28 protein-coding genes are annotated in these 25,343 nt (G+C 64.5%); 10 read left to right on the forward strand and 18 right to left on the reverse strand.

The genetic code is table 11. The features are described 5' to 3' along the window. Nucleotides 1-255 precede the first annotated feature (255 nt). Nucleotides 256-531, forward strand: a complete 276-nt coding sequence (locus JOF57_RS09390; RefSeq protein WP_019348357.1) for a hypothetical protein — start codon at nt 256-258, stop codon at nt 529-531. Nucleotides 532-789: 258 nt separating this feature from the next. On the opposite strand, the gene JOF57_RS09395 is transcribed toward JOF57_RS09390, so the two are convergent. From JOF57_RS09395 to JOF57_RS09450, 12 genes are all read right to left on the reverse strand, one after another. After that, entirely contained in the window at nt 790-1,383 is a 594-nt protein-coding gene (locus JOF57_RS09395) for a 5' nucleotidase, NT5C type (protein ID WP_043370599.1), read from the reverse strand. Next, nucleotides 1,380-1,691, reverse strand: coding sequence for a hypothetical protein (locus JOF57_RS09400; RefSeq protein WP_019348360.1), 312 nt, complete (start codon nt 1,689-1,691; stop codon nt 1,380-1,382). Before JOF57_RS09400 ends, JOF57_RS09395 begins: the two co-directional genes overlap by 4 nt. Nucleotides 1,692-1,811: 120 nt before the next feature. Next, nucleotides 1,812-1,967 (reverse strand): hypothetical protein, encoded by a 156-nt coding sequence (locus JOF57_RS09405; protein ID WP_019348362.1) that lies wholly within the window; start codon nt 1,965-1,967, stop codon nt 1,812-1,814. 367 nt (nt 1,968-2,334) lie between these two features. Continuing rightward, nucleotides 2,335-2,907, reverse strand: coding sequence for a hypothetical protein (locus JOF57_RS09410; protein ID WP_019348364.1), 573 nt, complete (start codon nt 2,905-2,907; stop codon nt 2,335-2,337). A 103-nt stretch (nt 2,908-3,010) separates the two neighbouring features. Beyond that, nucleotides 3,011-3,940, reverse strand: a complete 930-nt coding sequence (gene whiA, locus JOF57_RS09415; protein ID WP_081489096.1) for a DNA-binding protein WhiA — start codon at nt 3,938-3,940, stop codon at nt 3,011-3,013. Further along, nucleotides 3,937-4,947, reverse strand: a complete 1,011-nt coding sequence (gene whiA / locus JOF57_RS09420) for a DNA-binding protein WhiA (protein ID WP_019348366.1) — start codon at nt 4,945-4,947, stop codon at nt 3,937-3,939. Before whiA (JOF57_RS09420) ends, whiA (JOF57_RS09415) begins: the two co-directional genes overlap by 4 nt. A gap of 56 nt (nt 4,948-5,003) precedes the next feature. Then, entirely contained in the window at nt 5,004-5,507 is a 504-nt protein-coding gene (locus tag JOF57_RS09425; protein ID WP_019348367.1) for a hypothetical protein, read from the reverse strand. A gap of 19 nt (nt 5,508-5,526) precedes the next feature. Continuing rightward, nucleotides 5,527-7,464, reverse strand: a complete 1,938-nt coding sequence (locus JOF57_RS09430) for a DEAD/DEAH box helicase (RefSeq protein WP_019348368.1) — start codon at nt 7,462-7,464, stop codon at nt 5,527-5,529. Then, nucleotides 7,461-7,970, reverse strand: coding sequence for a hypothetical protein (locus JOF57_RS09435; protein ID WP_131823394.1), 510 nt, complete (start codon nt 7,968-7,970; stop codon nt 7,461-7,463). Before JOF57_RS09435 ends, JOF57_RS09430 begins: the two co-directional genes overlap by 4 nt. A gap of 5 nt (nt 7,971-7,975) precedes the next feature. Continuing rightward, a complete protein-coding gene (locus JOF57_RS09440; protein WP_131823393.1) occupies nt 7,976-8,686 on the reverse strand; it encodes a hypothetical protein in 711 nt (236 codons plus the stop codon). 89 nt (nt 8,687-8,775) lie between these two features. Continuing rightward, nucleotides 8,776-9,852, reverse strand: a complete 1,077-nt coding sequence (locus tag JOF57_RS09445; protein WP_085980521.1) for an E3 binding domain-containing protein — start codon at nt 9,850-9,852, stop codon at nt 8,776-8,778. A 43-nt stretch (nt 9,853-9,895) separates the two neighbouring features. Then, a complete protein-coding gene (locus JOF57_RS09450; protein ID WP_083339318.1) occupies nt 9,896-10,330 on the reverse strand; it encodes a hypothetical protein in 435 nt (144 codons plus the stop codon). A gap of 692 nt (nt 10,331-11,022) precedes the next feature. Here JOF57_RS09450 and JOF57_RS09455 point away from each other — a divergent pair. The 3 genes from JOF57_RS09455 to JOF57_RS09465 are packed head-to-tail and all read left to right on the forward strand — an operon-like array spanning nt 11,023 to nt 14,748. Further along, nucleotides 11,023-13,782, forward strand: coding sequence for a DNA polymerase (locus JOF57_RS09455; RefSeq protein ID WP_019344668.1), 2,760 nt, complete (start codon nt 11,023-11,025; stop codon nt 13,780-13,782). After that, nucleotides 13,782-13,994, forward strand: coding sequence for a hypothetical protein (locus JOF57_RS09460; RefSeq protein ID WP_019344667.1), 213 nt, complete (start codon nt 13,782-13,784; stop codon nt 13,992-13,994). Before JOF57_RS09455 ends, JOF57_RS09460 begins: the two co-directional genes overlap by 1 nt. Continuing rightward, nucleotides 13,981-14,748 (forward strand): hypothetical protein, encoded by a 768-nt coding sequence (locus JOF57_RS09465; RefSeq protein WP_019344666.1) that lies wholly within the window; start codon nt 13,981-13,983, stop codon nt 14,746-14,748. The genes JOF57_RS09460 and JOF57_RS09465 overlap by 14 nt, the downstream gene beginning before the upstream one ends. Before the next feature lie 63 nt (nt 14,749-14,811). On the opposite strand, the gene JOF57_RS09470 is transcribed toward JOF57_RS09465, so the two are convergent. From JOF57_RS09470 to JOF57_RS09490, 5 genes are all read right to left on the reverse strand, one after another. Continuing rightward, on the reverse strand, nt 14,812-15,117 hold the full coding sequence (locus JOF57_RS09470) for a hypothetical protein (protein ID WP_070945678.1): 306 nt from the start codon (nt 15,115-15,117) through the stop codon (nt 14,812-14,814). Nucleotides 15,118-15,160: 43 nt separating this feature from the next. Further along, nucleotides 15,161-15,469: a hypothetical protein gene (locus JOF57_RS09475; RefSeq protein ID WP_019344664.1), complete on the reverse strand. Its 309-nt coding sequence runs from the start codon at nt 15,467-15,469 to the stop codon at nt 15,161-15,163. A gap of 63 nt (nt 15,470-15,532) precedes the next feature. Then, a complete protein-coding gene (locus tag JOF57_RS09480; protein ID WP_019344663.1) occupies nt 15,533-16,900 on the reverse strand; it encodes a hypothetical protein in 1,368 nt (455 codons plus the stop codon). Nucleotides 16,901-16,949: 49 nt separating this feature from the next. Continuing rightward, nucleotides 16,950-19,316, reverse strand: coding sequence for a type 1 periplasmic-binding domain-containing protein (locus JOF57_RS09485; protein WP_070945677.1), 2,367 nt, complete (start codon nt 19,314-19,316; stop codon nt 16,950-16,952). 5 nt (nt 19,317-19,321) lie between these two features. Continuing rightward, a complete protein-coding gene (locus JOF57_RS09490; RefSeq protein ID WP_131823392.1) occupies nt 19,322-20,290 on the reverse strand; it encodes a lysozyme family protein in 969 nt (322 codons plus the stop codon). 249 nt (nt 20,291-20,539) lie between these two features. On the opposite strand from JOF57_RS09490, the gene JOF57_RS09495 reads away from it, so the two are divergent. From JOF57_RS09495 to JOF57_RS09520, 6 genes are all read left to right on the forward strand, one after another. Next, complete coding sequence (locus JOF57_RS09495) at nt 20,540-21,286, forward strand: chymotrypsin family serine protease (protein ID WP_019348816.1); 747 nt, start codon at nt 20,540-20,542, stop codon at nt 21,284-21,286. Next, a complete protein-coding gene (locus tag JOF57_RS09500) occupies nt 21,283-21,864 on the forward strand; it encodes a hypothetical protein (protein ID WP_019348815.1) in 582 nt (193 codons plus the stop codon). Before JOF57_RS09495 ends, JOF57_RS09500 begins: the two co-directional genes overlap by 4 nt. A 733-nt stretch (nt 21,865-22,597) precedes the next feature. Then, nucleotides 22,598-23,161, forward strand: a complete 564-nt coding sequence (locus JOF57_RS09505) for a putative endonuclease domain-containing protein (protein ID WP_019349166.1) — start codon at nt 22,598-22,600, stop codon at nt 23,159-23,161. Between the two features lie 105 nt (nt 23,162-23,266). Continuing rightward, nucleotides 23,267-23,491, forward strand: a complete 225-nt coding sequence (locus JOF57_RS09510; RefSeq protein WP_131823391.1) for a hypothetical protein — start codon at nt 23,267-23,269, stop codon at nt 23,489-23,491. Between the two features lie 163 nt (nt 23,492-23,654). Beyond that, complete coding sequence (locus tag JOF57_RS09515; RefSeq protein WP_131823390.1) at nt 23,655-23,870, forward strand: hypothetical protein; 216 nt, start codon at nt 23,655-23,657, stop codon at nt 23,868-23,870. A 103-nt stretch (nt 23,871-23,973) separates the two neighbouring features. Continuing rightward, nucleotides 23,974-24,840 (forward strand): DUF8757 domain-containing protein, encoded by an 867-nt coding sequence (locus tag JOF57_RS09520; protein ID WP_232490770.1) that lies wholly within the window; start codon nt 23,974-23,976, stop codon nt 24,838-24,840. Here JOF57_RS09520 and JOF57_RS09525 read toward each other — a convergent pair. Next, the gene (locus JOF57_RS09525) at nt 24,837-25,292 is read right to left on the reverse strand and encodes a DUF488 domain-containing protein (RefSeq protein WP_019347781.1); all 456 of its coding nucleotides are present in this window, start codon (nt 25,290-25,292) and stop codon (nt 24,837-24,839) included. The genes JOF57_RS09520 and JOF57_RS09525 overlap by 4 nt on opposite strands. Nucleotides 25,293-25,343 lie beyond the last annotated feature (51 nt).

Genomic DNA, 25,343 nt, shown 5'->3' on the forward strand with positions numbered 1-25,343 from the left:
GGCCTTCGCCTAGTGCAGATACCGGGGTCGGGCTACGCCGAGGACGACCTACCGGCGTACATTTTCTCCCCGATCGACCCGACAAAGTTGAGATAGTCAGTGAAACACGTTGATCGCCAAGGACACAACGCGAAATTGTCAGTGGAATAATCCATCCAGCATCACCGCGAGGCCACGGCAGACGGCGACCTCTACAGCCACTTCATAGCTGTGTGGGCGCCCGCGCCAAGCTGACGTAGGGGAGACTGCCAAAGCATGACCAGCCAATGCACCCATCCCGCAGACCAGCCGCGCGCCGTCTCCGACTTTGACGAACACCGCGACACCATCGACGGACCAAAGACATGGGTCCGCGAAACCGTCATCTGCGACGCTTGCGGCGAGCGCCGAAACATCCGAACATTGCTCACCAACGACACCGACGACGGTCCAGAGTCGGGGATACACAAGCGGTGTCCAGATTGCGGCGGCCGCGTGTTCACCACTGCCCGCGATGGCGCGCTGGGCCCGCATCAGTGCGCTGACGTATGAATCAACTGCCCGACTCAGAGGTGTTGCGCGGCCTGCTGCACGCCCGGATCAACAAGGCCCATTCAGCTGGGCAGCATCGCTACGTGGATTTCCTGTTGGACCGGCTGTATGGCCTGGACGCACAGAAAAGGCGGCTGGCGAGCCAGCGCGGGTCCCGACATCGAGCCGAACTTCCGTCGATTTCGCCGGCTCAAGACGACAGGTCCGGGACGTGACATCCCCGTGCGGCCGGTGATTGCACCGGCATCGAGCCAGCAGTCAGGCTGCCTGCCGGTTGAAATCCCCGCGGAGCACTCGATCGGCGAACTCGGCCAGACTGATCACGCGTGGGCCGGGAACTTGCCGGTTGTAGGTGGTGTCGCGCACCACGGCGATCCTTCCGGCACTTCGGATCTCGTCGATGTTGTGGGGAGCATCATCGAGGTAGACGTCACAGCCAGAGAGGCTCTTTCGCTGCTGGAAAAGCAGATCGTCAGTTTCGATGCCATGGCGAGCAAGCCAGCTTGCGAGGTCGCGGCGTCCGGCACGGTGCCCTGATTCTCCCGCGCGGTGCTCTTGTCGTGCAGTCACGATGGAGACCTTGTGGCCGCCGTTGCGCAGTTCACGCACCGCGGCCGGAGCGGTGTCGTCGAACAGTGCCAGATCGCCCAGGCCGCTCTCGTGCAGCTGGGCCATTGCCCTCGCCGCAGTGCGTGCATCGGGAAACCAGCCAGGTTCGATCAGTCCATAGGTGAGCGGTCCCTCGCCCGACATCGCGTGTCCGTTCCCGCGTCCGACCTCGGCGATGGCCGCCATATAGTCAGCAAGCACACCATCGACATCGAGACCTATATGCAACGATTGCCGGATCATTGCGAAACCAGTTCGGGGCAGCCCCAGTAGACCAGCGTGAAGGGCTTTCCGAAACCGGGACGGGCGGCAAACCAGTGCGCGTGCCACTCGCCTTCACTGTCGCATGACCAATCATGGCGGCCGCACCACTTGATCCGCGACGCCACGCTAAGCCAGACCTCTTCGACTACGAGTTCCTGGCCATCGGTGCGTTGGCTTCCGCCGTTGTCGGCCAGGTCGGCCAGCAGCATGCCACGGTCAAGATCATGTCCTGCATGGATGCGTTGCCATCCGTGATCCTCGTTGACGAAATCACTGGGATATTTCACTGTCTAGGCTCCTCATCTTGTCGGGCGGTGCTTACCGGTGTTCATCGCGATCCGGGACGCCGACACCACTGATCCACGCGTTGACGATCCGGTGCGGCCGGTGATCCTCGCTGCGCACGGTCACGTTGAGACCTTCTGGCCGATTGGGGCATCCAAGTGCTCAGTGTCGGGTTCAAGGGTGCGCCCGGTGATCCCATCGATCAGCAGCGCATGGATGTGCTCGTTTCCCTGCTGGGTGGACTCGAAGTCGCGCGTAGTGAACGAGATTTCGCTCATGCGGCAGGCCACCCATAAACGACGTCGCCGCCGTGCACTGAGGCGTACTCGTCCATCCGGTCGCGGCTGATTCCAGGCCCGCCGGCTATGACGGTGCCGCCTTTCCAGACGTGCCAACTAGTTTCGAATTCGATGCGCGGAACTACGATCTGCACTGACCGCGTGGTGATCTCGCCATTCGCGGTCCGGATTCTATACACCGACGAGCCTGTGATGGGGGAGTCGAACGGTCCCTCTTCGATAGTTCCAACCTCCAACACATTGCCGTACGCAATGACCTCGGCCCCGGCTGGGATGTGTGGTCGTGAGACTGAGTTCATGGCGGCTGTTTTCCTCTTATCGTCAGTTGGGGTACGGGGTTCGGATGTCAGACCCTGAGCACGCGACGTGCTTCCTGAACTCGCTGGAACTCCTCTGGTGTTCCTCCGCGGTCAGGGTGCGTAGCGCGCAGCGCGGCACGCACGCCGCCGTAGGAGTCGATGAGCGCCTGTGCGCGGGAACGGACGTCAGAGTGATTCTCGATCGCCACCCAGCCTCGGTACTGCTCATGTCCGGGCGTGATCCCGTAACGGTCCAAGCGGCGAAGCCCGTTGAGTCCGAGTGTGATGGCCCTCAGGTTGTCCTGCCAGGTATCGAATTTCGCGGCGGGGTAGGACAGCGGTCCGAATCGCGATTCGACGTGCAGGACTACCCCGGGGTGGATGGTTTTAGCGCTCGCCCGTGGCATCCCGTCCATGCGGAAGTCGTCGTCGCGTAACGCGATCTCAAGCACCGACGGTGCATTGCGGAAGTGCTTGCCCAAGTGGCGGAGTTCGCGGTCGAGCTCATCGAGGGTGGCCGACAGCGGCGCGGTGAACGGCGAGCCTATGTGTGCTGACGGCAGCTGTCCCGGCCATTCCAGCAGGGGGCGCAACGTCATCCCGTCCGGGTAGCTGGTCATGTCCCCTCTTTCATCGAGTCTCTAAAATAGAGAATATCATTGACGGTCCGAAGGTGTAACGGGCCGGACCGGCGCGATGGCTGCCCCATGGGGCACAGGCGCTCTACGCTGGAATGTCGAGGGCTCGCTGTTCGGCGGCCGATATCAGTCGCCGCAACCGGCCTGCGAACGTGTGCTTGGTCATCGGCGGTATGCAGCGTTCGGCAAGTTCGGTGTTTGAGGCGTCGGGGTGGGCGATCCGCAGCTGCGCAGCGCAAATCCACTCTGGCGGCACGTCGGACCCTAGAATGTCGAGGGCGAGCCGGACCTTCTCGGCGATGTGTTGTCCTGCTTGCGAGGCGCGTGCGCTGTTGGCCTGGGACAGTGGCCTGGTGTCGAGCCGAGATTTTGCGGCAGCAACAGCTTTCGCATCGACCCACCGCGTAGCGGCCCCCGGCGCGCCGAGCTGTTCCAGGAGAACCCCAACCCCGTAGCGGACCCGGACATAGTCAGCGGCACCGTCGATCTCACTGCCTTGACGTGCTTCCGCGATCGCCGACAGACGACGAGCAAAACCGGCCACTGCCAGTGCCGACGCCGGTCCGGGACAACGCATTTCCAGCGCTGGTGGCCTCACTGAAGTCACCCGCAGGTGTCCTGCGGACAACACCGCTCCGCGAAGTGCCGCAGCTGCGATCTCATCCGATGCGCACGCCGCTGACACCAAGGCTGCCGGCATGCCCACCACGGGGCGTCCGCGCGGGTCGAGAAGCCCGATGCGCCGAGCAAGGTCGTCGGCGTCGCTCACACGAAGTGTCGCGGTTCTGCGTGGTCCTACATCAACGCGCGGTGTGCATCCATACAGGTCGGTTAGCGCCTGCGCGATGCGCACTACGGCCGCTTCGGAGGACATGCGCGATTCCAGAGTCAATCGACCGTGCTGCATACGTAGGCCACCACCGACACGTATCGCGGAGACGGCCTCGGCTTGGCGGTACCTGGCTTCTCCAGTGCCTTCGACAGGGGTCTCTACCAGTTCTGCAACCAGACTCATTGTCGGATCCACGGAAACGCTCCTTCCGGCTCGTCGAGCCCAGCACTGACAGCCACCAGCTGCGGTTCCGGGTCAGCGACAGTGACGGGCAGGGCCGCTTCGTGCTTGTCGGCCAGCGCCAGCAGGCGCCGCAGGCGCCCTGCGACAGCGTCTTTGGTCAGCGGTGGATCGGCCAGGCGCCCCAGTTCCTCAAGAGAGGCCTCGCCGTGGGTCAGGCGCAATGTTCCGGTGACAGCCAGGTGCTCCGGAACGTCGGTACCGAGAATGGTCAACGCGCGTTCGACCCGGGCCGAAGTTTCTGCCGCAGCATCGGCAGTTCGCCGACTGTTGGCGGCGTCGAGGCTGGCCATGCGGCACATCCGTCGGCGCGTCGCACGGCTCTCCCACTCGAGGCGTGACTCGGGGGCTCCGATGCGCGTCATGAGATCGGCGATGTCAGTACCGGCACGGACCATCACCCGGTCGATACCTCGTGATTCGCGCACCAACGGCAGCACACCGATCCGGCGTGCGCAACTGGCCAGCGCGTATGCCACTTCTGTAGTGGGGCAGCGGATTTCCAGACTGGTGTTACTGCCAGGGCCGCTCAGGGTTCCCGAAGCCAGGAATGCGCCACGCCAGGCGGCCTCGATCTCGCCGGGGGAGCCCCCAACAACAGTGGCCGGCAGACCCTGGACCTGGCGGCCACGATCGTCGATCATTCCGATGGATCGCGCTAACGTCCCTCCGCCATCGCTGGCGGCGACACGGACCAAGTAGCGGCCGCCGCACAGTGCCGCATTTCGCGGCAGCACCGTCGCGACCGCGCGGTGGCCGTACAGCTCGGAGATCTCACGGCGCAGGTACCGGGCCAGCGATGCGCTGCTGACCTCCGCGGCGACAACCAGGCCACGCGACACACGCAGGGTAGCGGTCAGGCGTAGGACTGCGGCCAGTTGTGCACGCCTGCATCCTTCAGGGGTGCCGGTGTGCACTCCGAGGAGCTCGTCTTTCAGTTCTGCGGTCATCGACACGGTGTGCCTCCAGATTTGGTGGTGGTGGGGTAGTGGGGTGGGAGTGCCTGTCAGGCGGCGTTACTGGTCGGGCTGAGGTGTTCGGCGTCATCGAGCACACGCCACAGGGCGGTGTCGGCATCGCATGCGTCTTCGGGGCTGACACGGCGACGGTGATCGGCGATTGCGGCAACCAGATCGCTAGCGGCGGGCCAACGGGCATCCCGCATCTGCGCGAACTGCACGGCGGCATCGCAGGCGGCGACGATCTCGGTGGCGTTGGCGCTTCGTCGCAGCAGGACTGCTCGCTCGTCGGGGTCGGTACCGGTGCGCGCATCCAGCAATGCCAGGCGGGCGTCAAGTTCGGCTTTGACCCCACGCGCGGTGATCAGAACTTTGGACGCGACGTGAAGGTCCGCGCAGAACCCGTCGATCGTCGAGCGCACTGTGCGCCAGCACAATGCGTGCACCGCGGCCCGCAGTTCCGCCGGTCCGGCAGCAGCGATCCAGCTCGGGTCAGCCAACCGGGCGCGCATCGTGTCGCCTCCGGTACGGCTGGTGTCGGTGAGATTCACAGGGATAGTCCTTTCGGTGTCAGGCGGCGGTGGTGTGGGTGGGGCGGTCGAACAGCGGAAGCCAGCGGTCTGCTTGGGCGAGGGCGATCATGTCGGAAAGGTCGCGGCGGTCCAGGTTGTGTGCGTCGGGGACACCGAGACGGGCGGCCAGGTCGACCTGTGCGCCACTGGCCTCGCTGCGTTCCACATCACGCATGTGGCCGGAGAAGATTTGTTGGGCCAGTGAGTCCGCGCGCGCCAGGTCCATGCCCTGCAGGTGACAATCCGGTCCCGGCCGGGTCCACTGTCCATCGAGTCCCACCCAGAACATCTGGTGCACCGTGGTGTCGAAAAATCCGAAGGCCCAATCTTTTCCGGCGACAGTGCCTGGCACTCCGCGCATGTCGGCGAGCAGGATGGCGCCTTTGGACCCGCCCTGCCGGTAGACCGGCCGTACCAGTCCGCGCGGATGCTGGGTCCAGCGGATCGTCGAAGTACGCACCGACCAGGACGAATCGGTGCGACGCTTGGGGCCGGCAGCGGTGAGTTCGCCGGTGACCGGGTCGAACGTGACGAGCGGATCGACCCGGTGCTGGTCGCACTGGCAGCCGCAGCGGCACACTCCGAACACCGAGGCGCACTCGCACGTGCATTCGATGCTGCCTTTGACGGTCTCGACACCCGAACCGGTTGCCGCGCAGCTGCAGTCGCATGAACAGCCGACACCGGTGCAAGTGAGGTCGCATTCCCCGTTGCACGGCTGGTCACAGCCGCAGCCGAGCCCTTCCTCGTCGCCGTCGGGTTGCTCTCGGCGGTCGGGCTCCAGCCTGGTCTGCACGATCAGGCCCAGCGATCCCGCTCCGACCAGATCCACCACCAGGGCGCGCTCTTTGACGCGGCCGTCCTCGAATGTGTGCGGACGCAGTGCCCGGCCCACGCACTGCACCAGCCGAGACTGGCTGCGTGTGGGGCGGGCCAGCACCACGGCCTCGCAGCGGGGGAAGTCCGCGCCCTCAGTCAGAACATCGACGGTGACCAGAACCCGTGTGGTCCCGTTGCGGAATCGGTGGTAAATGCCGGTGCGATCACGAACGGTGGTCGGCCCCACCACCATCTCCGCGGTGGCGCCGAGGCCGACCAGTGATTCGGTGAGTTGGCGGCAGTGCTCCATTGAGGCGCCGAACGCGATAGTCGACAAGCTGGCGGTACGTTCGAGCACCGCCTCCACGGTGGCGTTGAGCGTGGTCGTCCGCAGCATGGCTTCGGCGGCCTCGTCATCAGTGATTTCGCCGGCGCCGGTGTGCAGCGATTCCACGTCGAGGTCGGGTAGGTCAACGGTCACCCCATAGGGAGGCAGTAGAAACCCGTTCTCGATAGCCCAGGTGATGTCCCGCTCGAAGACAACGTCGCTCCAGACGGTCCGAAGTGGTACCTCGTTCTTGCCGGCGGCGTGGCGCGTCATCGTGGCGGTGAACCCGGCGCGGCGTGCACCGAGTGCGTGAAAATGGTCAATTACCTTGCGGTAGGTGGTCGCCACCGCGTGGTGCGCCTCATCGACGATGACGAGATCGCGCTTACCCAGACGCAACAGCGCCGCGCTGCGCTGCAGCGATTGCACGGTGGCAGAGACGATCTGCGCAGTCGGATCGCCGCGGTGCGGCCCACCGATCATCGCCGGGGAAGGACCTGCCGGGTTCACCGCGGTCACAGCGCCGCTCATCTGCTCGATGAGTTCGTTGCGATGCGCCAGCAGCAGAACCCGGCCGCCGATTGCCACGTCGCGACGGACCAGCTCGGCGATCACCGTCGTCTTGCCCGATCCGGTGGGTAGCACAACCGCCGGTCCCTCTACGCCGCCGGCGAAAGCCTCGGTCACACGATCGGCGGCTTCGACCTGGTAGCCACGTAGCGTGCGGGGCTCGGCGCTCGGTACCAGTGACGGAAATGGCGCCGTCAGTGTGGAACTGGCGAGGGTCACGCCACCGACCTCCAGGTGATCCCTGCACGGACTCTGGAAATCGTGGCGTCAGATACTCCGAACTTGATGCTCAAGTCCCGGTTGGTGCCGGGGCTGGATCGGATCGAGCGGACTTGGGCGGCGGTCAGTTTGGCGGAGGGGTTGCCCTGGCCCTGCCGTGCCTGGACGGGCCTGCGGCGTGCCGCGATTTCCGCGAGGGAGGCCCAGCAGACATTTTCCGCTCGAACATCCGCATTGTTCTCGTTGAGAACGGCCACGTACGGCTTTCCCTCGGGAGCGGGACCGTGGTAGCCCTCGCAGACGAGCCGTTTGACCCCTTCCCAACGGATTCCGCCGCCGGGAATGCACCGAGCGACGCGCAGGTATCCGGACACTTCCGCAGGTTTGAGTGTCTTTCCCGACGGACCCTGGATCGTTCCGTCCGAGTGCACAAGGAATCCGCGGACGTGCTGCGGCGAGGTGAGGTTGGTCGGGTTTCGCTGTGGCAGAGAGGATGCGGTGGCCATGGCCGTCACATCGCTGGTGCTGGCAGGTGATCCAGCCAGGACGGCCACGCGCCTTCGGCGACGTTCCCGGCAGTGACGGCCAGGCGCACCGCGACGGCGTTGCGAACGGTGTCGGCTACGGGGTTACCGTCACGGCCAACCCGCGGGCAGACTATGCCGGCCAGATGATGCGCGGCCAGCGCTGCCCGGCTGTGCGGCACCAAGACACGACTCGGCTGATATTTGCGGGTGAGGAAGGACAGCAGCTCCAGATCTGCGCGTTCGACGCGCAGGCACATCAGCATCACCTGGCCCCAATGATCCCCGTAGAGGTCGTGCATGGTGTTGGAGCTGATCGCCAAACGCCGCAGCCGCGACATGGTGCGGGTGTCGGTGCAGTCCGGCTCGAGGTTCCAATCCTCGTCGGCGGGGGCAGCACTGCGATTCAGGATTTCGAGCAAAGTGGCGGCCAGGGTCGGGTGCTCGGCTGCGCTAAGGACCGCGCACCGTAGACATGTCACCTTGCTTGGATGGCGGTGAGGGTGGTTGACCTGTTCGACCAGACCGTCGCGGATGTAGCTGGCGGTGCGCCGTGCCAGGGCTCCGGTGTAGTCGATGATCAGCTGCATGTCGACGACCGTTTCTTCCGGCCCTTCACCGTTGCCGTCGTCGCCGTCATCGTGGGTGCGGGTCAGAGAGTCCATGCGGACCCGGATCATCGGCGGCGCCGGAGGCATCGCACGAAGCGGAATCGGGGCCGGCGACACAGCTGTCTCATCACCGGCAGCGGTTGTGTCGAATGCACTGTGAAGCATCCCGGCGGCGGTCACAGCGACACCGCCGCTGCCGTCGCGAAGGTCGCCAGCACCGCGGGACCATCTGCGGACAATTCCAGCACCGCGGAGGTGATCATCAGACCGGGCAACGCGTGGGCAGCCATCGCCACCAGGTCGCTGTCAGGGCCGATTTGCAGAGTGCGTCCGCCGCTGAGGTCGAACGGCAGCCGTACGGTGCTCAACACCGCAGCCGGCGGGGCGTCGGCAGAGGTAACAGGCGGGGGGCTCGGATTGGCGGGATTCTCAGTGGCAGGCACCTCGACGGGTGCGACGACCACGGAATCCTGCGCGATGTCTATGGCCTGAACCGGATTCACCGGGGTGGAAACCAGCGGCTGTTCGGCCACGGCGGCCGGCACCGGGGTCGCTACGGGTTCCGGCGCAGGATTGAGGCTCTGTTCCCCAGCCTCGACAGCTGCTGCACTGATCGCGGCTTCTACGTCGGCGCGCACGATGCGCCCACGGGTTCCGGTTCCGGTAATGGTGCGCAGGTCGATCCCGTGCCGGTCGGCCAGCGTCTGAACCGCTTTGGAGACCGAGGGCGCCGGGGTGTCGGCGGTGGGTTGCAGCGCTGGAGTGTCGGGAAGCGCGATGACCGGCGGCAGGGGAGCGCCACCGGCGACCGGCGACGGTGCGAACACCTCTTCTTGCGCCGGCGCGGATGGCTGAACGGGAGGCACACCCGTAACGGGCACGGTCACGGGTGCTGGCGGTGCGACAGCGGGCGCCGGAGGAACGGGGGCCGGAGCCGGAGCGATCGGCGGACCGGCAGGCACGATTCCAGTAATCACGCTGTTGTCGGCTGCCGCCGGCGCCGGTGCCACAGTCAACGGCGTGGACTGCACGGCGACAGGGTCGGGCACAGGCAACGGCTCCGAGGCAGTCACCGGGGCGACCGCCGCAGTGTGCGACACATCATGCAACGGGATGATCGGAGCCATCGCGTATGCGGGAGCCGGAGCTACGGATACGGGTGCTGGTGCAACAGCAGCGCCGTGACTGATGTCCTGCAGACCTTGTGGGGCAACAGGAGCCGCATTGGGGGCGGGCGGTACAGAAGCGGACATGGTGGTGTTCTCCTTGGTGGTGGTTGCCGGTGGGGCGGCGATGTCAGGCGGTGTACTTGAGGGTCCGGCCGGGCGACTTGGTGGTCACCAGCTCGTCGTAGATGTCGGGGTATTCCGCCTCGAGGCGCTTGTAGTCCATCTGCCGACCGCCGGCGGTGGCAGTCACCGTGAATCCGGCGTAGACACCCGCGGTGCCTCCGACTGAGTCCAGCAACGCGGTCCGCACCGCGTCGAGGGTCTTGGAAATCGCGGCGTTCACATTCGACAGAGTCCGGCCCTGCTCGGCTGCGCTGCGCGAGCGTGCGGCGGTGGCCAGCACCAGCTGGGTGAGGACCGCGACGGGATCGGCGCTGGAGGCGACTGCATCGGAGAGCGCAGCCAGGTCGAGAACCGTGGCGGTCTTGGATGTGGCCGGCGCAGCGGCCGTCGGGGCGATGGGGTAGCTCGGGGGCGCGGTGGGCGCAAGTGCAGCGGTCATAAGGACCCTCCTTGGTGGTTCGGGTTTCGGTGGTGGGGTGGTTCGTGGGCGGTGGCTTCGGGTGCCGGTACGAACCTGTGGTTGCTCACAACTACGAATCAGCCACGTTTTCGTCACCGGCACTGGATGCCAACGATGCCGACTGTAATGCCGACTGTGATGCCAGGCAACCCCTGTTGAGTTATCGCGTGTCGTTTGTATCTGCGGGCACCGACAAGGCGACGGAATCGAGGACGTCTGGCTTTACGGGATGGCGACTCTCGCGAGGCGGCTTGGACCGCCCCCTGGGGCCTCCCTGGCGGTCGATCAGAGGATCCTGAATTGCCGCCAGGATCCTCTACGGATGTCTCGATGGTGGTACTAAAGGTGCAGTAAAACGAGCATTTACAGCTGTAGTGGGCTCACGGCCGCGAGATCCTTTTCTGCCGCTCCAGTCCACCTAGAGCGGCCATCTCTGCGCGTGCGGCGGTGGCCGGCTACACAGCCGTGTAGTTCACGTGTTTCACACGCGTCTCAGTAGCACCTTCCCGCTTTGTCATGTCCCTAGCTCAGTCGGATTGGCGGACTGACTCGGCATCGCGATGCCGATCCAAACCGGCATCCGTGCGGCACTAGATTCCACATAGTGCCGTCATCGGCGTGTCGAAACAGTGCAGGCAAACATGTCGGCAACTGCTGCTTGACTGACTCGCGTGTCCCCAGAACCCGACGTCCCCCGAGTCGAGCTGCGTCGCGTCGCGGCTGCGCAGTTTCAGATCTACGACCACACCGTGGGTGCATACCTGGTCACCGACGATGACGCGATGGCGCAATGGGTCGACGCCCTGTGCTCCACCGCGCCCTCGACTGTGGCTGCCGACATCGAGACACGCGGACTGGACGTCAACAAGTTCTCGATCACCTGCGTGACGGTGGCATTTCACCTCGGCGCCGACACCGTGTCCCTGCTCTTGGACCCGCTACGCCGGCCCCAGCACCGCAAACTTCTCGCCCAGGTCTTCGACCATGCCGCGGCGTTGATATTCCACGGTGCTTGCTTCGACGTGGCGCCGCTGTATGCACACCGGCTGATGACCCGTGCACATATCCGAAAGTTGGGTGACACCCTGGTCGCCGCCCGAATGGTGAAGACCTACGACAAAGCCGGACGCACTCTGGAAGACCTGGCGATGGCGTACCAGCTGATGAATGACGACCGGACGACCATGTCGGAAGTGTTCGCTGTACGGGGGTTGAAGAAGGACGAAGGCTGGTGGGCCACCGACATCGACACACCCACGTACGCCGTTGGCGCGATGTCGGACACCGTGGCGACGCTGCGGCTGTGGGGCACCCCCGGAGTAGGTGGAACCGGAATCATGGCCACCGCTGCTCGGTACCTGACCACCCCGGACCTGGGGATGGGTGGTCGCGGTGTGCTCAACGCCGATGACGCCGAGCAGGTGGTTGAGGACGTTCAGCAGGTCAACCGGATCGTCCTGGAACGCACCGCCCGCGGCTATGCCGTCGACACCGAGTTTCCTGAGCGGTTCCGCGAACAGACGGTGGAGCAGGCGCGGGCAGCGGCGCAGCTGCTGGCCAACGCGGGCATCCGCCCAGGCAATGGCCGGGATCTGGTCAATGCACTAGATGCTCGTGGCGAATTGCCCCAGCCGTGGCCAACCACCCCCACCGGGCAGCTCAAGGCCGACAAAGACGCGCTGAAGATATTCACCGACGACGACGCGGTGCTGCGATCGGACCTGGCACTGGCACACCGCACGGTCGCGGGGGTCGAGAAAGTCCTTGGCTATGTCTGCAAGGTGAAGGAAAACGCCGCTCCCACAGGACGTTTGCACCCTGAGATCAAAATCCTCGGCGCCAACGCCACCGGCCGCATGTGCTTGCCGGAGAATCAACGGTTGCTCACCCGTCGTGGCATCGTCGGCGTCGGTGACATCAGGCTAGGCGACAAGACCCTTGATGCGGACGGGAATTGGACCACAGTGCGTGCGGTGCATCGCTACACCGATGCGCCGGTGAGTACCTATCGGCTGACAAATGGGATGCACTTCACGTGCACTCCGGAGCATCGTTGGGTGACTGAGGATGCAACGGCGCAAACACATCTCAAAACGCTCGACGCTCTGACGGAAACTGACACGATTCGGTTGACCCCGCCGCCGTACATCGCCAGGCAGCTCGGCGCAGACGCGATCAAGTCGGTGACGGAGGCATGGACTAACGGTGCCCAGTCGATGGCAGCTGCGGCGGCATGGAGGAAAGAACTCGAGCTTCAACAGTGTGCCGCGATGGCGGGAGGCGCATCCGTCTCCGTCGTGCGGAAACAGCTCCTGGAACGACGCTCCGCTGACTTCGCCGACCGGTTGAGGGATCAGGGCAGGCTGCCGAATCAACCGCTCCTGTGGGCGTTGGAGGCGCCGACTTCCGATCTGGCGGGCTGGGTGAACGGTGCGGGCTTCTGTCACGAAAAGGGTGCCCCGCCGCACTCTTTCGACGAACAGTGGGGGGCCGCGGCTGCGGTGGCGCTGTACCGTCTTGGAGTGTTGCCTCGCGTGAGTGGTGGGCTGGTCGAGGTATGGAACTTCACCGATGTACAGGTTGCAGAGGGGCCGATGTCGCTACCTGGCCGTGGCCGTGCCGACGTCTGGTGCGTGACCACTGATGCCGGCACCTTCACGGCGTGGGGATCTCGGGGACCGTACTTGACCGGCAACTCGGCATCCAAGCCGGAGATTCAGCAGTTTCCGAAGGAGGCGCGCGGGATCGTCGTGTCAGACGCCAGTGACTGGGTCAGCGCGGACTGGAAGTCGATTGAGCCGGTGATCCTAGCGACGGCATCAGGTGATGGTCAGTTCCTTGCCGACATGCGAGCTGGGAAGGATCCCTACGAGCCGGTCGGCCAAATGGCCGGTATCGATCGCAAACTGGCGAAACGCAAGATGCTTGCCGACATGTACAGCCAGGGTCACAAGGCAGCCGCGCTGCAGTACGGCTGGACTCTGGATCGGGCCAAAGAAGTCGCCTGGGCGATCCGGGACAGTCTTCCCATTCTTTATCGGCTCATCGACGCTCTGAAGCACGAGTCGAAGAACGTCGGCAGGGTGGTCACACTGATGGGGCGTGTCGTAAATCAGGAATTCTCGTTCTATGACAACGGAATTCGCATGAACGAAGTGGCATCGAGGATCGCACCGAACCATTTCTGCCAAGGGTCTGCACTTGATGTGATGCACTATTCGATCCTGGAACTGGATCGGATGGGCTTGTCCGACCATGTGCACCTGTGGATGCATGACGAGATCGTCGCGGATCAAGAGATTGCCGATGCTCTGACCCAAGTGATGGCCACCCCGCCGCCGTTCCTGCAGCGCGCGGCTGCGCAACGAGGGATCGAGGCGTTTCTGGCTGTCGACGTTAACGGGATGGGGAAGCGGTGGGAGTACGTCTGATGGACGACGCTGTCATTCTCGACATTCACTGGCGCAGCGGCAATATACCCAATCTTCCCCGGATGGTTGGACCTTTCACGTGTCAGGACGAGGCCGTGCAGTGGGCACATTTGAACGCACGGCGGTCACTGTGGCAGGTGCATCCGCTGACCTTCCCCTACTTGCGCAGCGGCGAGTCACTTGGCAAGGGAGACAACAATGCTCGGATCTGACCCGATCGCTGCGCTGCTGGGTGCAGGCATGGATCCGCGCCTGCCGGAGGTGCTGTGGAAAGGCTATCTGCGGCGGCTGGTGAATGCGGGTGCCGCAGTGACGATGCTCGGACCGGACGTGGTGGTCCCCGACGACGCCACCGACGCTGAGCGGGCAGGACTGGCAACGCTGGTGAGTACCTATCCCACCGGAACGCAGATGCCCATGGAAACAACCGGGAAGTTGGCGGGGGCCGGACTCATCGACGCTGCCGCGGAGCGGGTCAACGTCCGTGTCGGTGCCTACTACCGGCGGATCAATCGCACCGTGGGTAAAGATGTGGCCGCGGGTCTGTGGCGCCGAGGAGCGATCACCACCTCGGCGGCGATCCATGCCGGCGCGTCGAACATGGTGGCGGTGATGATCGGTGATGCTGCGTCGTTGCGGGTGTGGCGACAATGGTCCATGCAGGCTAGTGGCGATGGCTACGAACGCCACAGTGCACCAACGCTGTTGGTGCCGCAGTTGCGTGGCGGCGGGATGTATCTGTTCCGCACCTCGGAGGGGGACCGTATCGATCCACTGACCATGGCGGTCACCGGCTGGGAGGACTGCTCGATCACGGTGACATCTGGCGACATGCTGGTTCCTGTCCCGCCGACGTGCCAGAACGGCGCACCGGTGACGCGGCTGGGGCCGTGCCGCATGCTGCCCGGGTGGTTGCGTGAATCGCTGTTGGGCTACGGCGTCCCGCCGCAGTCGGCTGCCGCGTAAACAGCTGCACGACAAAGCCCCGCGACTGTATAGGTCGCGGGGCTTTGGTCGATGTGTGAAGCCTCAGCCGGCAGTCGCCATGCCGGGGCCCTGGTTCATGTCGAAGGAATGGATGTCATCCATCGAGGTGTTGAGCACGGTCACCATCTGGGCGTCCACTTCCTCGTTGGAAGTGATTGCGGCGTTCTGCTTGTCCGAGAACTCCTTGACCGCATCCGAGGTGGTGCCTTGCAGGGCGCCGCCGGTCATCTGCGTGTACTTGTCGAGCAGCGTCGTCGCGGAGCCGGCGATCGCCTTTGACAGGTTCTTCATCTGCGCGATGGCGTCAGTTGTCCCGGCGATATTGAGATCGATCATTCCACCACTCATAAGAATCTCCTTGTCGTTGAGGCGTGGTCGGTGGGCGGGTGGATCAGACGGGCCGGTATACGGCCTGCTTGGCCGCTTCGGCCTGCGCGATCTGCTGCTGGGTGTACTTGCCCAGCCCTTCGAGAGCCTGGTTGCCCGTGTTGATGAGATCGGTCATCTTGGGCATGGTCTCGGTCTCGAAGCGGTTGAGGACTGCTGTCGCGCCTTCGGACTGGAAATGCACATGCGCGATCTCGGTGATCACCTTGTGCTTGTTGTCCGTGGCCTGTCGCAGGTTGACGAGTTCGCTCAACATCGCGTCGCTGATGGCCGCAATTTCATCCTGCGTGAGTCCAACCTTCGGGTTGGTCATGGCTAACCTCCGTGTGTCGTCGCTAATGGGCGATTACGGCCGATGCTAGCGCAGATTTGCCGATCACCCGCCTCGGTATGCGTGTCGTAGAGCCTTGATGCCTTCCTCAATGCCAGCTGCGTTTCCCCTGGCATAGGTGATGCGCCGCAACGGTCCAGTGCCTGAGGGGTACGAGGCAACTATCCCTTTGCCCCGCAGAAATGCCAGCGCTAGCGCGGATGGAGCCCCCCGCTGGGTGTCCACGTCGTTGGTGCGAACAGTGATCTGGGCCAACGCGTGAACGGTAGAGGTGGCGATCTCGGCGATCGCGTCGGTGGCCGCAGCAGGGGTGCGTGCGGCGGCGAGTACTTTGCGGGCACCTTTGCGGACTCCGGCGCGAAGCTCTGCGTCGGCTGCGCGCTCATCATCTGTGGCGTCTTCGTCAGGCTCTGCGTCAATGAGCTTGGCCGTGGCCGCCGACGTGGCAAGCTCATCGGCGACAGCCCCCGGCAGCACCACGCTGGTGCGCAGCGGATACTCAGGCCAGATCCCCTGCGGATCGAGCAGACCCAGTACCGCGTCGGCAGCATCAGCAGTGTCATGGATACGCCGCAGTCGGCGTGCGAAGACAACGGTGTTGTTATTGACCAGAGTCGTCACCACCTCGCGGTCGCTGATACCTACCGCGAACGACACCCGAGGAACATCGCGCACCGCGGCGGACAGCCCGAACTTCTCCAGTACCGCGGGCAGCTTTTTGGGTGCGCGCCGCTGGGCGTAGAGCAGCACTGTCCCGTACACGGTGAGCTCGGAGAAACCTGTCACCGCACCGAACATGTCGGCCGCCTCGGCGGTGATTTGGCCATCGCCGCTGAGGGCCCCCCACGCTTTGAGGTCGAAGATCACCTGTGCTTCAGAGATGAACAGATGCGGCAGGACGAGCCCCAATTCGACGGGCATGCGCCGCACCATGTTCTTGGCCGCCAGCCACTGCCAGTGCGAAACAGTGAACCACGGCGAAACCTTGGTGACCGGCGACGACAAAGAGTTGTCAGCGCTCAGCCAGCCTCCGACCGTCCGAAACCCTCCATCAGGCGCCGTGTCAGGTCCCGGAACAAGGGTGTCCATCGCGTCACGCAGTGTCGAGGAGACGCGGACGTTCCCGCCTCCACCCATGCTCACGCCTTCACGTGCGGCGTGGGCGATCGGCGCCAGTGCCGGATTAGCCTCGACGGCCTGCGAGATCAACTCCCGGCGCACTTCTTCGGGGTCGGCGGTGTCTGCCGGCTTGGCGTGAGCGCCGGTGTCTTCGGCTTGCGTGTCGGGCACTGAACCGGAGTCCGTTTCGACGGGGCCGACGATGTCCGGTTCGGCTTCGTCGGTCGCCGCTTCGGCCTCAAGATCGGGGTCAGGGCGATCCTCGAGGAGCGCTTGCAGGCGTGGGTCAATCACATCGCTGATCGTGACGGCCCGGCTTCAGTCGACCGGCACGCGGCGCGCCCTACCCGAGCGCGTGTCCCTCATAGGGAACCTGCCGCGGCAGCGTCGTCTGATCATTTGACGAGATCGCCGATAGGGGCGCGGCTGCAGGAGCCGGCGGCGCAGGATCGCTCACTCGAGCTGGTGCCGGTGGCATCGCGGTAGCCGCAGCAGGTGACATGTCTGTCGGGGGCAGCGGAGCTGTCGAAGCGGGCTGATCTGACTTCGGGGCCGGCGCGTTCGGGGGATCCTGGGGGGCTTCTGCACTTGATGTGTTCACGGTGATGGCGGGCATGGAATCCCCGTCTACCCCATTGCGTTCGGGCACCACGGGAGCCGGGTTGTCCGGCAACAGCTGCCCGTCCGGACCGACCGGTTCTTCTGGCAGTTCCGGCAGCGGGATCGCCGAGATAAACCCGTCGTCCCCCAACACATCGGCCAGGTCCTCCACGAGACCCGTCGCGGTGAGCACCAGATCGTTGCCGAGATAGATGCCTGAGGAAACAGCACCGATGACCGCGTCACCGACCTGGACATCCGATGGATCGAGCGCATCGCCCAGGGAGGCGATGTCCATTCCGGAAGCTTTCGCGGCGTCGACAACCGACATCGGCGACCCTCCGCTGGCCTCGGCCATGTTCAACATCATCTCGCCAATCCGCGGGTCAGGAACATCCTTGACCTGTACGTTGCGCCCGTCGGCAGAGACTTCCAAGGCGAACGGTTTGACGGTCCGCTTCGACAGCGGGACTGCATCCTTGTCGACTTTGCCGTTTCCGTCCTTGTCGGCTGGCTTGCCGTTGGCGTCCAGCTGGTGCGGGCGGGCATCGGTACCGGGTGCACCGAGGTGTGTCGGAGCTGCGGGGCCCGCTGGTGTGGGGGTCGCCGACGTGGCAGCGGCCCGGTCAGTTTCGGCTGCGGCAACCGCCGCCGGATCGGCTTTGGCGTTGCTATTCGCGGTATCGCCACGCAACGCTTTGAGGACGTCGTCGGGGAGTGCGGCGGCTTTCTGGGCGGCCTCGGTGAGCGGAGCCGCGGTCTGCTGTGCGGCGTTGGCGGCTTGCTGCGGAACTGCGGACGCCTGCTGCGCGGCGGTGGACGCCGGTTGTCCCAGTGCCGAAAGTAAAGGTCCGAGGTCGTTGTTGCCTTTGGCCTTGGTCCCCGAACCTTCCGAGCCCGATGGTGTTGCTCCCGGCTTGGGGGTCGAGGCTCCGGTGCTGCCGGTGCTCCCGGTCACGTTCGACTTGTTGGTCGCCGCTGTGGGAGTAGCGGCAGTGTTCGCGACCGCGGCCGATACGTTCTCCACCGGCACTGTGTCGGGCTTTGTAATCGACCCTGCGTACTCCTGGATCTTCTGTGCGGCTTCGGTCGGAGCTCCCAAGCCGGCAGGTACGGCCACATCCGGCAGCTTGGTGAATTCCCCATGCAGCGTGAGCCGTTTCTTGATGTCGAGACCAGTGGTGCTGCCGTAGTCCCGCTGCAGGTTGGACACGATGTCACCGATGGCCCGCCGGATCGTGTGGTTGCTGTTGCGAAGCTCCTGGAAAGCGTTATTGGCGCCAGTTCCTGCACGCCAGATCTGCTGCGGAACATCAGCGGACGTGTGCAGCCCGGCGGCAAGCTGGTCGAACACCGGAGCGATGCGCTCCAGTTGCTTGGTGATCTGCTGCTCACCGCTCCTCTCGAACGCCCGGCGTAATGCGTCTAGAACCCCCAACGCCGCGGTCACTTTCTTGTCCGCGGCGGTGAATGCCGACCCGAGCGTGGAAATGTGGCTGCCGGTTCCGCTCTCGGTCGGGATGGCAGCACCGGACGGGCTCCACGCCTGTGACTTCTCCATGTCGACGTGGAAGTGTTCCAGGTTGACCTTCTGCAGCGCGTCGTCTCGTGCGTTGAGCGCCGCCTCGTCGCCGTAGGTCAGGCCGCCCTCGTCAGTAAATCCGGGGAGGTACTCGTTAGACGGCAGCCACCAGCGACTGCCGGCGAATGCGGGCGCGGCGTTGAACGCGGTGTCCGCCGCCGAATCGCTGGCCTTGAGCACCGATCCTTTCGCTCCGTACGCGTCGCTGTCAGGGATCTGGGTCGTGGCATCGGTGCTCCCATCGATCCTGGGCTGTTTGGCGTCGGCATTCCTCAGGACGTCCTGGGCATTGAGCGTCTTGGAACGGGAGCTGTAGGGACCGTCATTCAATTGATTGTTGGCCGTCGCGCGGAAATCGATCGCAGCGTCGATACCGTTGCGGCGACGAATGATCGCTTCAATCTGATCGAGCAGGGACTGGCCGGTCGCCCCACTCCGCATCGCCACACTGTCGATGCCGTTCCACTTGGCGATCAGCTGGGTGAGGGTGGCGTCGGTGCGAGACTGCGCGTCGGTTAGAGGTGCCATCGCTATCAGTACCCGACGCCTCGGCCCGTGCCCCGGGCCATGAACGCGTCCAGCCCGGAACCCGTGGCCAGGTTCACGCCGTACTGGACGCGGATGTAGCGCCAGGCCGCGGCGATGTTGGCAACCGGGTCGTAGATCGCGGTCGAGGTTCCGGGGGCGTGATATGTCGCGAACGTGCCGGGGACGGTCTGCATGGGACCGCGGCTGCTGTTGTGTGGTGCGCCGTCGGGCTGGGTGGCACCCCAGGCATTGGAATCCCAACGGTTCACTGCGTTGGTCGATCCACCGGACTCACCTCCGATGATGGTGCGGGTGGCCGCGGTGAACCGTGGCGTCAACTCCGGAGCCACCCCAGCTGCGTTGAGGCCCGCGACAATATCGGCGTCGCCGACGGCGGCAACCGGATGGGCGCTGTAGTCGACAGCGGCCTTGTCGATCGCGGTGGCGGGCACAGCCGGGTGCTGGCTCGGTTCCTCGGAGACGAGCACCAGCGTCCGCGACGGTGTCGTTCCCCCGATCGGGTCAGTGACTGAGACAGCCTGAACTGGGATGACGCCAGAGAGCAGTGACTTTCCTGGCTCAGGAGCCGCCGGGATCGGCGTCGAGCCGACCTCGTCCGGGATAAGGACGACGGGACGCGGCGGGACGTCGATCTGAGCCATGTCCACTTCGGCGGGACCGGCGGCCGCGCCGTTGGCTGCTCCGTGTGCCGTCACGGGCGGTTCGGCGCCCGGGGCCTCGAAAGTGAAAGGTTCGGTGAATGCGCGAGCCTCCAGCGCCGGGGGACTGTCGGGTACGGGCGCCGGCAACGCCCACAGCTGGTCAACGGCTTCCGGGCCCGGGACGTCGAACGTAGACGGATCGGGAGCGGCAACAGTGTCATCTGCGCTGGCGATACCGGCGCTGATCGCGCCGAGTGTCATAGCGGCGGCAGCAGGAAGAAGGATCCGCGTACCGGTGGACAGCGGGGGCATCGTCAGCAGAGCTCCTGTGTTTCGGGGCGCGTGCGCGCCGATGCCGGGAAACTTAGGTCGTCGGCATCTCAGGAACTGCCCGCGGCGCGAGCAGGTAGATACTTTGAAGCCAGGCGCATGATGCCGGTAGTGGTGCAGCGGAAGTTTTCGTATGCGTCGCGTTAGCCTGCGGCCATGTCGACCGCACATCCAAGCAAACCCTGGATCGCCAAAGTTGCTTCTGTCGTTGTTTTTGGTGCAGTGGCCTCCATGGCGACCGTCGCGCCCGCCGGAGCTGACCCTTTGCCCGGCGGGCCTTGGGTGGCGATCGCCGGGGTGCACGGCGCATCGCAGCCCGTCGAGGTGACTGCGGCTGACTATCCGCAGCCGGGAATTACCATCGCCTCCCAGGTGGATGAGACCGAGGCGCAGAACTGCACCGTGTCATGGCCGATCGTGGCGACCACCGACGATCCGGGCTACCTGACAGCGGGCCACTGTATGGCCGCTAAATCTGCCCCGCTGTGGATGTATACCGCCATGAACAAGTCAGCGCGAGAACAACTTCCACCGTTGCAGAGCTACGATCGCGGATACGACCGGGACGGGGTCTACCACGACGCCGCGGTGTTTTTCTTGTCGGCCAGCCAGCAGCAGGGGCCCTACGGTGTCGAAATCGCCCCCGGAGTCAGACTGCGCGGGGTCCTCGGCGTGGACGCGGTGCGGTCACTGCCGGCAGGGACTCCGATGTGCATGAATGGCGCCCGTTCCGGTCTCACCTGCGGTCCCTTGGTGAGAGCCACGTCTATACAGGTGCGTTGGGGTGGCTCGGCGGTCCATGGCGACTCCGGTGCCCCTGTGTTCGTCGTCGACGAGAGGGGAGAGGCGATGGCCGTGGGGATGCTCGCCTACGGCCCGACCGACACCGACAACTACGTCACCTACCTGGCTCCCGTGCTCAAGCGAATGGGGCTGCGCCTGGTCGTCGACAATGACGCAAAAGGAACTGACCGATGAGCGACACCACGTGGTGGCGGCAGCCCGCAACCCCGGAACATGCAGCGGCGGCTGCACTCTCAGCGGCGCTGATCCGAGTCGAACCGGTGCGGGCGCAGTCGGCCCGGGCCCTGTACCCGCTGATCGCCGAGTCCTCTTCCGGGGACGGTGTTGCGGCCCGCCGCAAGGCAGGTCCACTCTCAACACTGATGCAGGCACTGATCGACTCCGACTTGCAGTGCACAGACCTGGCGCTGGCCTGCGAACAGTGGCTCATGCACCCGTCGGCGGACACCGGCGCCGCGCTCGTCGTCGCAGCTGGCTCACTCGAAACCTCGCCGAAAGAGAAAGAGCTGGCGTGGTTGTGTGGGGCCGGGATCGATGTCGCGATGGCCGAAGTAGCCCTCAACGGTCTGCGCGACGCCTCGGATGCGGCCTGCTCACTCATCGCCGCGGGGTGCGCTCAGCTGATTCCGCGGGTGTGGGTGGCCCGACAGCTTGGGGTGTCCCGCGATGCGCTGCACCGCCGGATCCGCGCTACCGGTGCGGACGACTGGCGTCACCTTCTCGGGGCGTTCGCATCTCCATGCACAACCTGATCATCGCGGCTTGCCACTGAACTCCCGACCGGCACCGCTGGAGCGGGATCTGCAGCGCCACTGCGACGCGTCCGGATGCTAAATGGCGGGGTTCCGGCCGCCCTATTCGAGGACGTCTCGCGAATGCCGCGCCCATCTGTTCGAACAGGTTTTCGGCACACCGGTTCCCGTGTCCGGGTCCCGGTTTCCGGTCGAATTCGCCGGATGTAAATTGTCCCGGCCGCGCTGAACCTCCCCGTACTTCGATGTAAATTCCCCGTTTGACCTGCGGTAACTGTCACCGATCCGGTTACTTCACGGCTCAGCTGGGCAAACACGCAACTGTCGTGGGAATGGGGGGTGCCTCCGGCAGCGGATATTCTCTGTTTCAGAGAGAATGCAGGTAAAGTTATGTATCTAGAACAACTAACTAATGAGCTTTCACCTATAGACCCTGTTGCCTTCTGTCACGCCGAGCTGTCCGAGGCACCCCCCATTCCCACGACAGCTACGCATTGCTGCAGGTGAACCGAAAAGTCACCGATTTACTGACAGTTACCGCAGGTCAAACGGGTAATTTACGGTGAAACTCGGGGAGGTCTAGCGAGCGGCGAACCGCAGAGAAGACGAACACCGAGCAGCCGTTCGGACGGGCGAACGAGGTATGAGCGCTGAGGCCCCGACGCCGGTGATCCGAATGACGGTCTCGCGCCGCAGGCGCCCAAACTGTGACGGCTTCCTACAGTCACCGTCTGTGATCGAGTTTCTCCTGCATCCAGCGGTCCCGCTAGCACTGTTGGTGTTGTGGGGCGTGGTCTGGTGGGCCCAGCGCAATACTCCGCCCGTGCTGCCTCGGATGGATCGCCAACGGGCCCGGCCCGGAGATCTGGCCGCCGACGGCTCGACGGCGACCAGCAAGACCGAACAGCGCGTGCGCCAGGTCATCGAGAACGCAGGCTACCGGACCTACCCGCAAGGCACGCTGATGTGCATGGGGCGTGACAGCGCCGGGAAGAACCGATTCTTTACCCCCGATATCCTTGTGCGAAAACCGTTCTCGGTGGTGGAAGTCGACCCTGAGCGCTGGCACGGGACCCCAGAGCGTGTGGCCGAGGACCTCATGCGCAACCGGTTCTACGCGTCTCGCGGACTGAGGGTAGTGCGGGTTCGCATCGCCGGCACGCAACCGCTGAGCCCCAACGACGTTGTGATCGCCGATGCAGACTTCATCCCCGAACGCCACGGGGCCGCTCTTCTGCGCGCACTGCGCGGTGCCCGCATGCTGCCACCGCGGTACTGGGACAGGCGGGCCTCCTGACACACCGCTCGATTCACGGCGAGACTGGGCTGGGCGGGGCCAAATGGGCGCGAGACACGAAGCTCAGTTCGTGGCGGGTCGGCCACCGCGTGTGAAGATCGCCGTGTGGAATCAGTGAGAGACAAGGAATATCGCGCGGTGGCCGACCGGGCTGACGCTTCTCGCAAGAAGGCGGCCGAGACGTTGGAGGCTCTTCAGAAAGCGTCCACCCAACCAGATCCGATGCAGATCGCGTTGTTGTCGGCGTATCAAGAGCAAGCGAAGATCGATGCGTTGCACAAGATTTCGCACGAACTCGACTGGGTAAGGGACGCGATCGAATCCCGGTAGATGTGAGAGGGCACAGCGGGTAGTCGCCGCGTGCTGCGGGATGGACACAGCGACGTGACCGTGCTGTGTCGGCGTGTCGTGCCTGCAGATTGGGCGAAGGCCGCGGTGGTTCCTAGTGTCTGGGCATCTGTTCTGCAGCGATGCCACCACCGAGAGGGCCCAGATGACCACCACTACCTGTGACCACCTGGTCTACACAGACAGCGAGGCGAGCACTTTTCGCCAGAACATCGACAAGATCGCCGCGCGGGCAGTTGCAGCTCAAGCTGAGATCGTTGCTCTCGGTGGGGCGCATGGCGGCGCGCCGGTCGACAAGAATGCGGCGCTTGCCCAGGTGTACAGCGACCTGATGCGCGACATCGACAGGATCGACAGCTGAGCTGGCGAATTCTGCTCCAAGTCACCGCGAAGGTGACCATGCGGACGACCTGCGCCCCCCGGATCTGCGAAGTAGTAGCTACTGGAGCCGTTAACCTGCCCATATGGCAGGAAGCGTTGAAGGGGACAGCGCCGGAGGGCTGAAGCCTCCACGGCCGGGCGAGGAGACCGCGGAGGTGATGATCACGGTCAAGACCTACCCAAACCCTAGCGACAAGTACTTGGAGACCGTCTGCGTCGCCGGTGTGCGACTCGACCGTGGTCGTCCGGAGTGGATTCGTCTCTACCCGGTGAAGTTCCGCAATGAGGATTTCGACAAGCAGTTCAAGAAGTACGAGATCCTCCGACTTAACGGCACCTACACGCAGTCCAATGACAACCGCCCCGAGTCGTTTCGACCACGCCAGGAAGAGATGGTGCACATCGAGCACGTCGGGACCAAACACAACTGGTTGCGGCGGCGTCAGCTTCTCGGTGAGCTGGTTGGCGCCACCTCGATGTGCGACCTGATTGAGAGCAACCCAAAAGGCGGTATGGGCACGCCCTCACCTTCGCTCGGCTTGATCAAGCCGATGGATGTCGAAGTCGATGTCGCAGAAGGTGATCCGTGGTCGGATGTCGAGCAAGCAAAAGTTGAGAAGGCGTCAGCACAGGACTTGTTCGGCACGGCTATGAAGCCGCTGGAACCGGCGCCGTTCGCCATCCGCTACCGGTACCGCTGTGAAGCCCCCAAATGCCGCGGACACAGACAGAAGGTGCTCGACTGGGAAGCCGGTCAGGCGGGCCGTGACTGGAAAACACAGCACGGCGAAGCAAAAGCTCGCGAAATGCTCTACGGGAATTGGCGCGACCTGATGCTCGCACCGGAGCGGGACGTGCACTTCTATGTCGGCAATCAGGCCCTGCATCGTGGGTCGTTCTCAGTGCTCGGGGTCTGGTACCCAAAGACTGAGTTGGCATTGTTCAACTAGACGTGCACGACGGCTGCATCCGGGCAGGCCTTCAGGAGCTGGCGCACCACGATGTCGCGGTGGCACTCGGCGTGATTGTGTTCAAAGCACAGCAGCGCCACCGCTCCATCCTCGAGTAGCTCGCAGACGTGGGCCAGAGCATCGGACGCCGCGGCGCTCTCGAGCACCTCTCGGTACCGCGCGCGGGACTCAGGTTCGCCGGCACGGAACCCTGCCCTGTTGTCCTTGGGGTTGCCGAGCGCGCGGTGGTGGATGTAGCCGATGCCGACGGCAGCGAGCGCTTTGGACAGCTTCGTTTTCGACAGCCCAGGCTTGCGGCTGAGCGGGGTGAGGCGAACGTCGACGAGGACGCGCACGTCCTGTTCAAGCAGCTGGGCTACAAGGTCACTGGCGGTCTTGCCCTCGTAGCCGATGCTGACCAACGTGCCTTCGGCGGAGCCAGTTGTGCTCATGGGTTCTTATGGTGCAGCACGAGCTGCAAGACCGTGAAATTACTGCCGATA

It is taken from the genome of Mycolicibacterium lutetiense (assembly GCF_017876775.1).
Taxonomy (GTDB): Bacteria; Actinomycetota; Actinomycetes; order Mycobacteriales; family Mycobacteriaceae; genus Mycobacterium; species Mycobacterium lutetiense.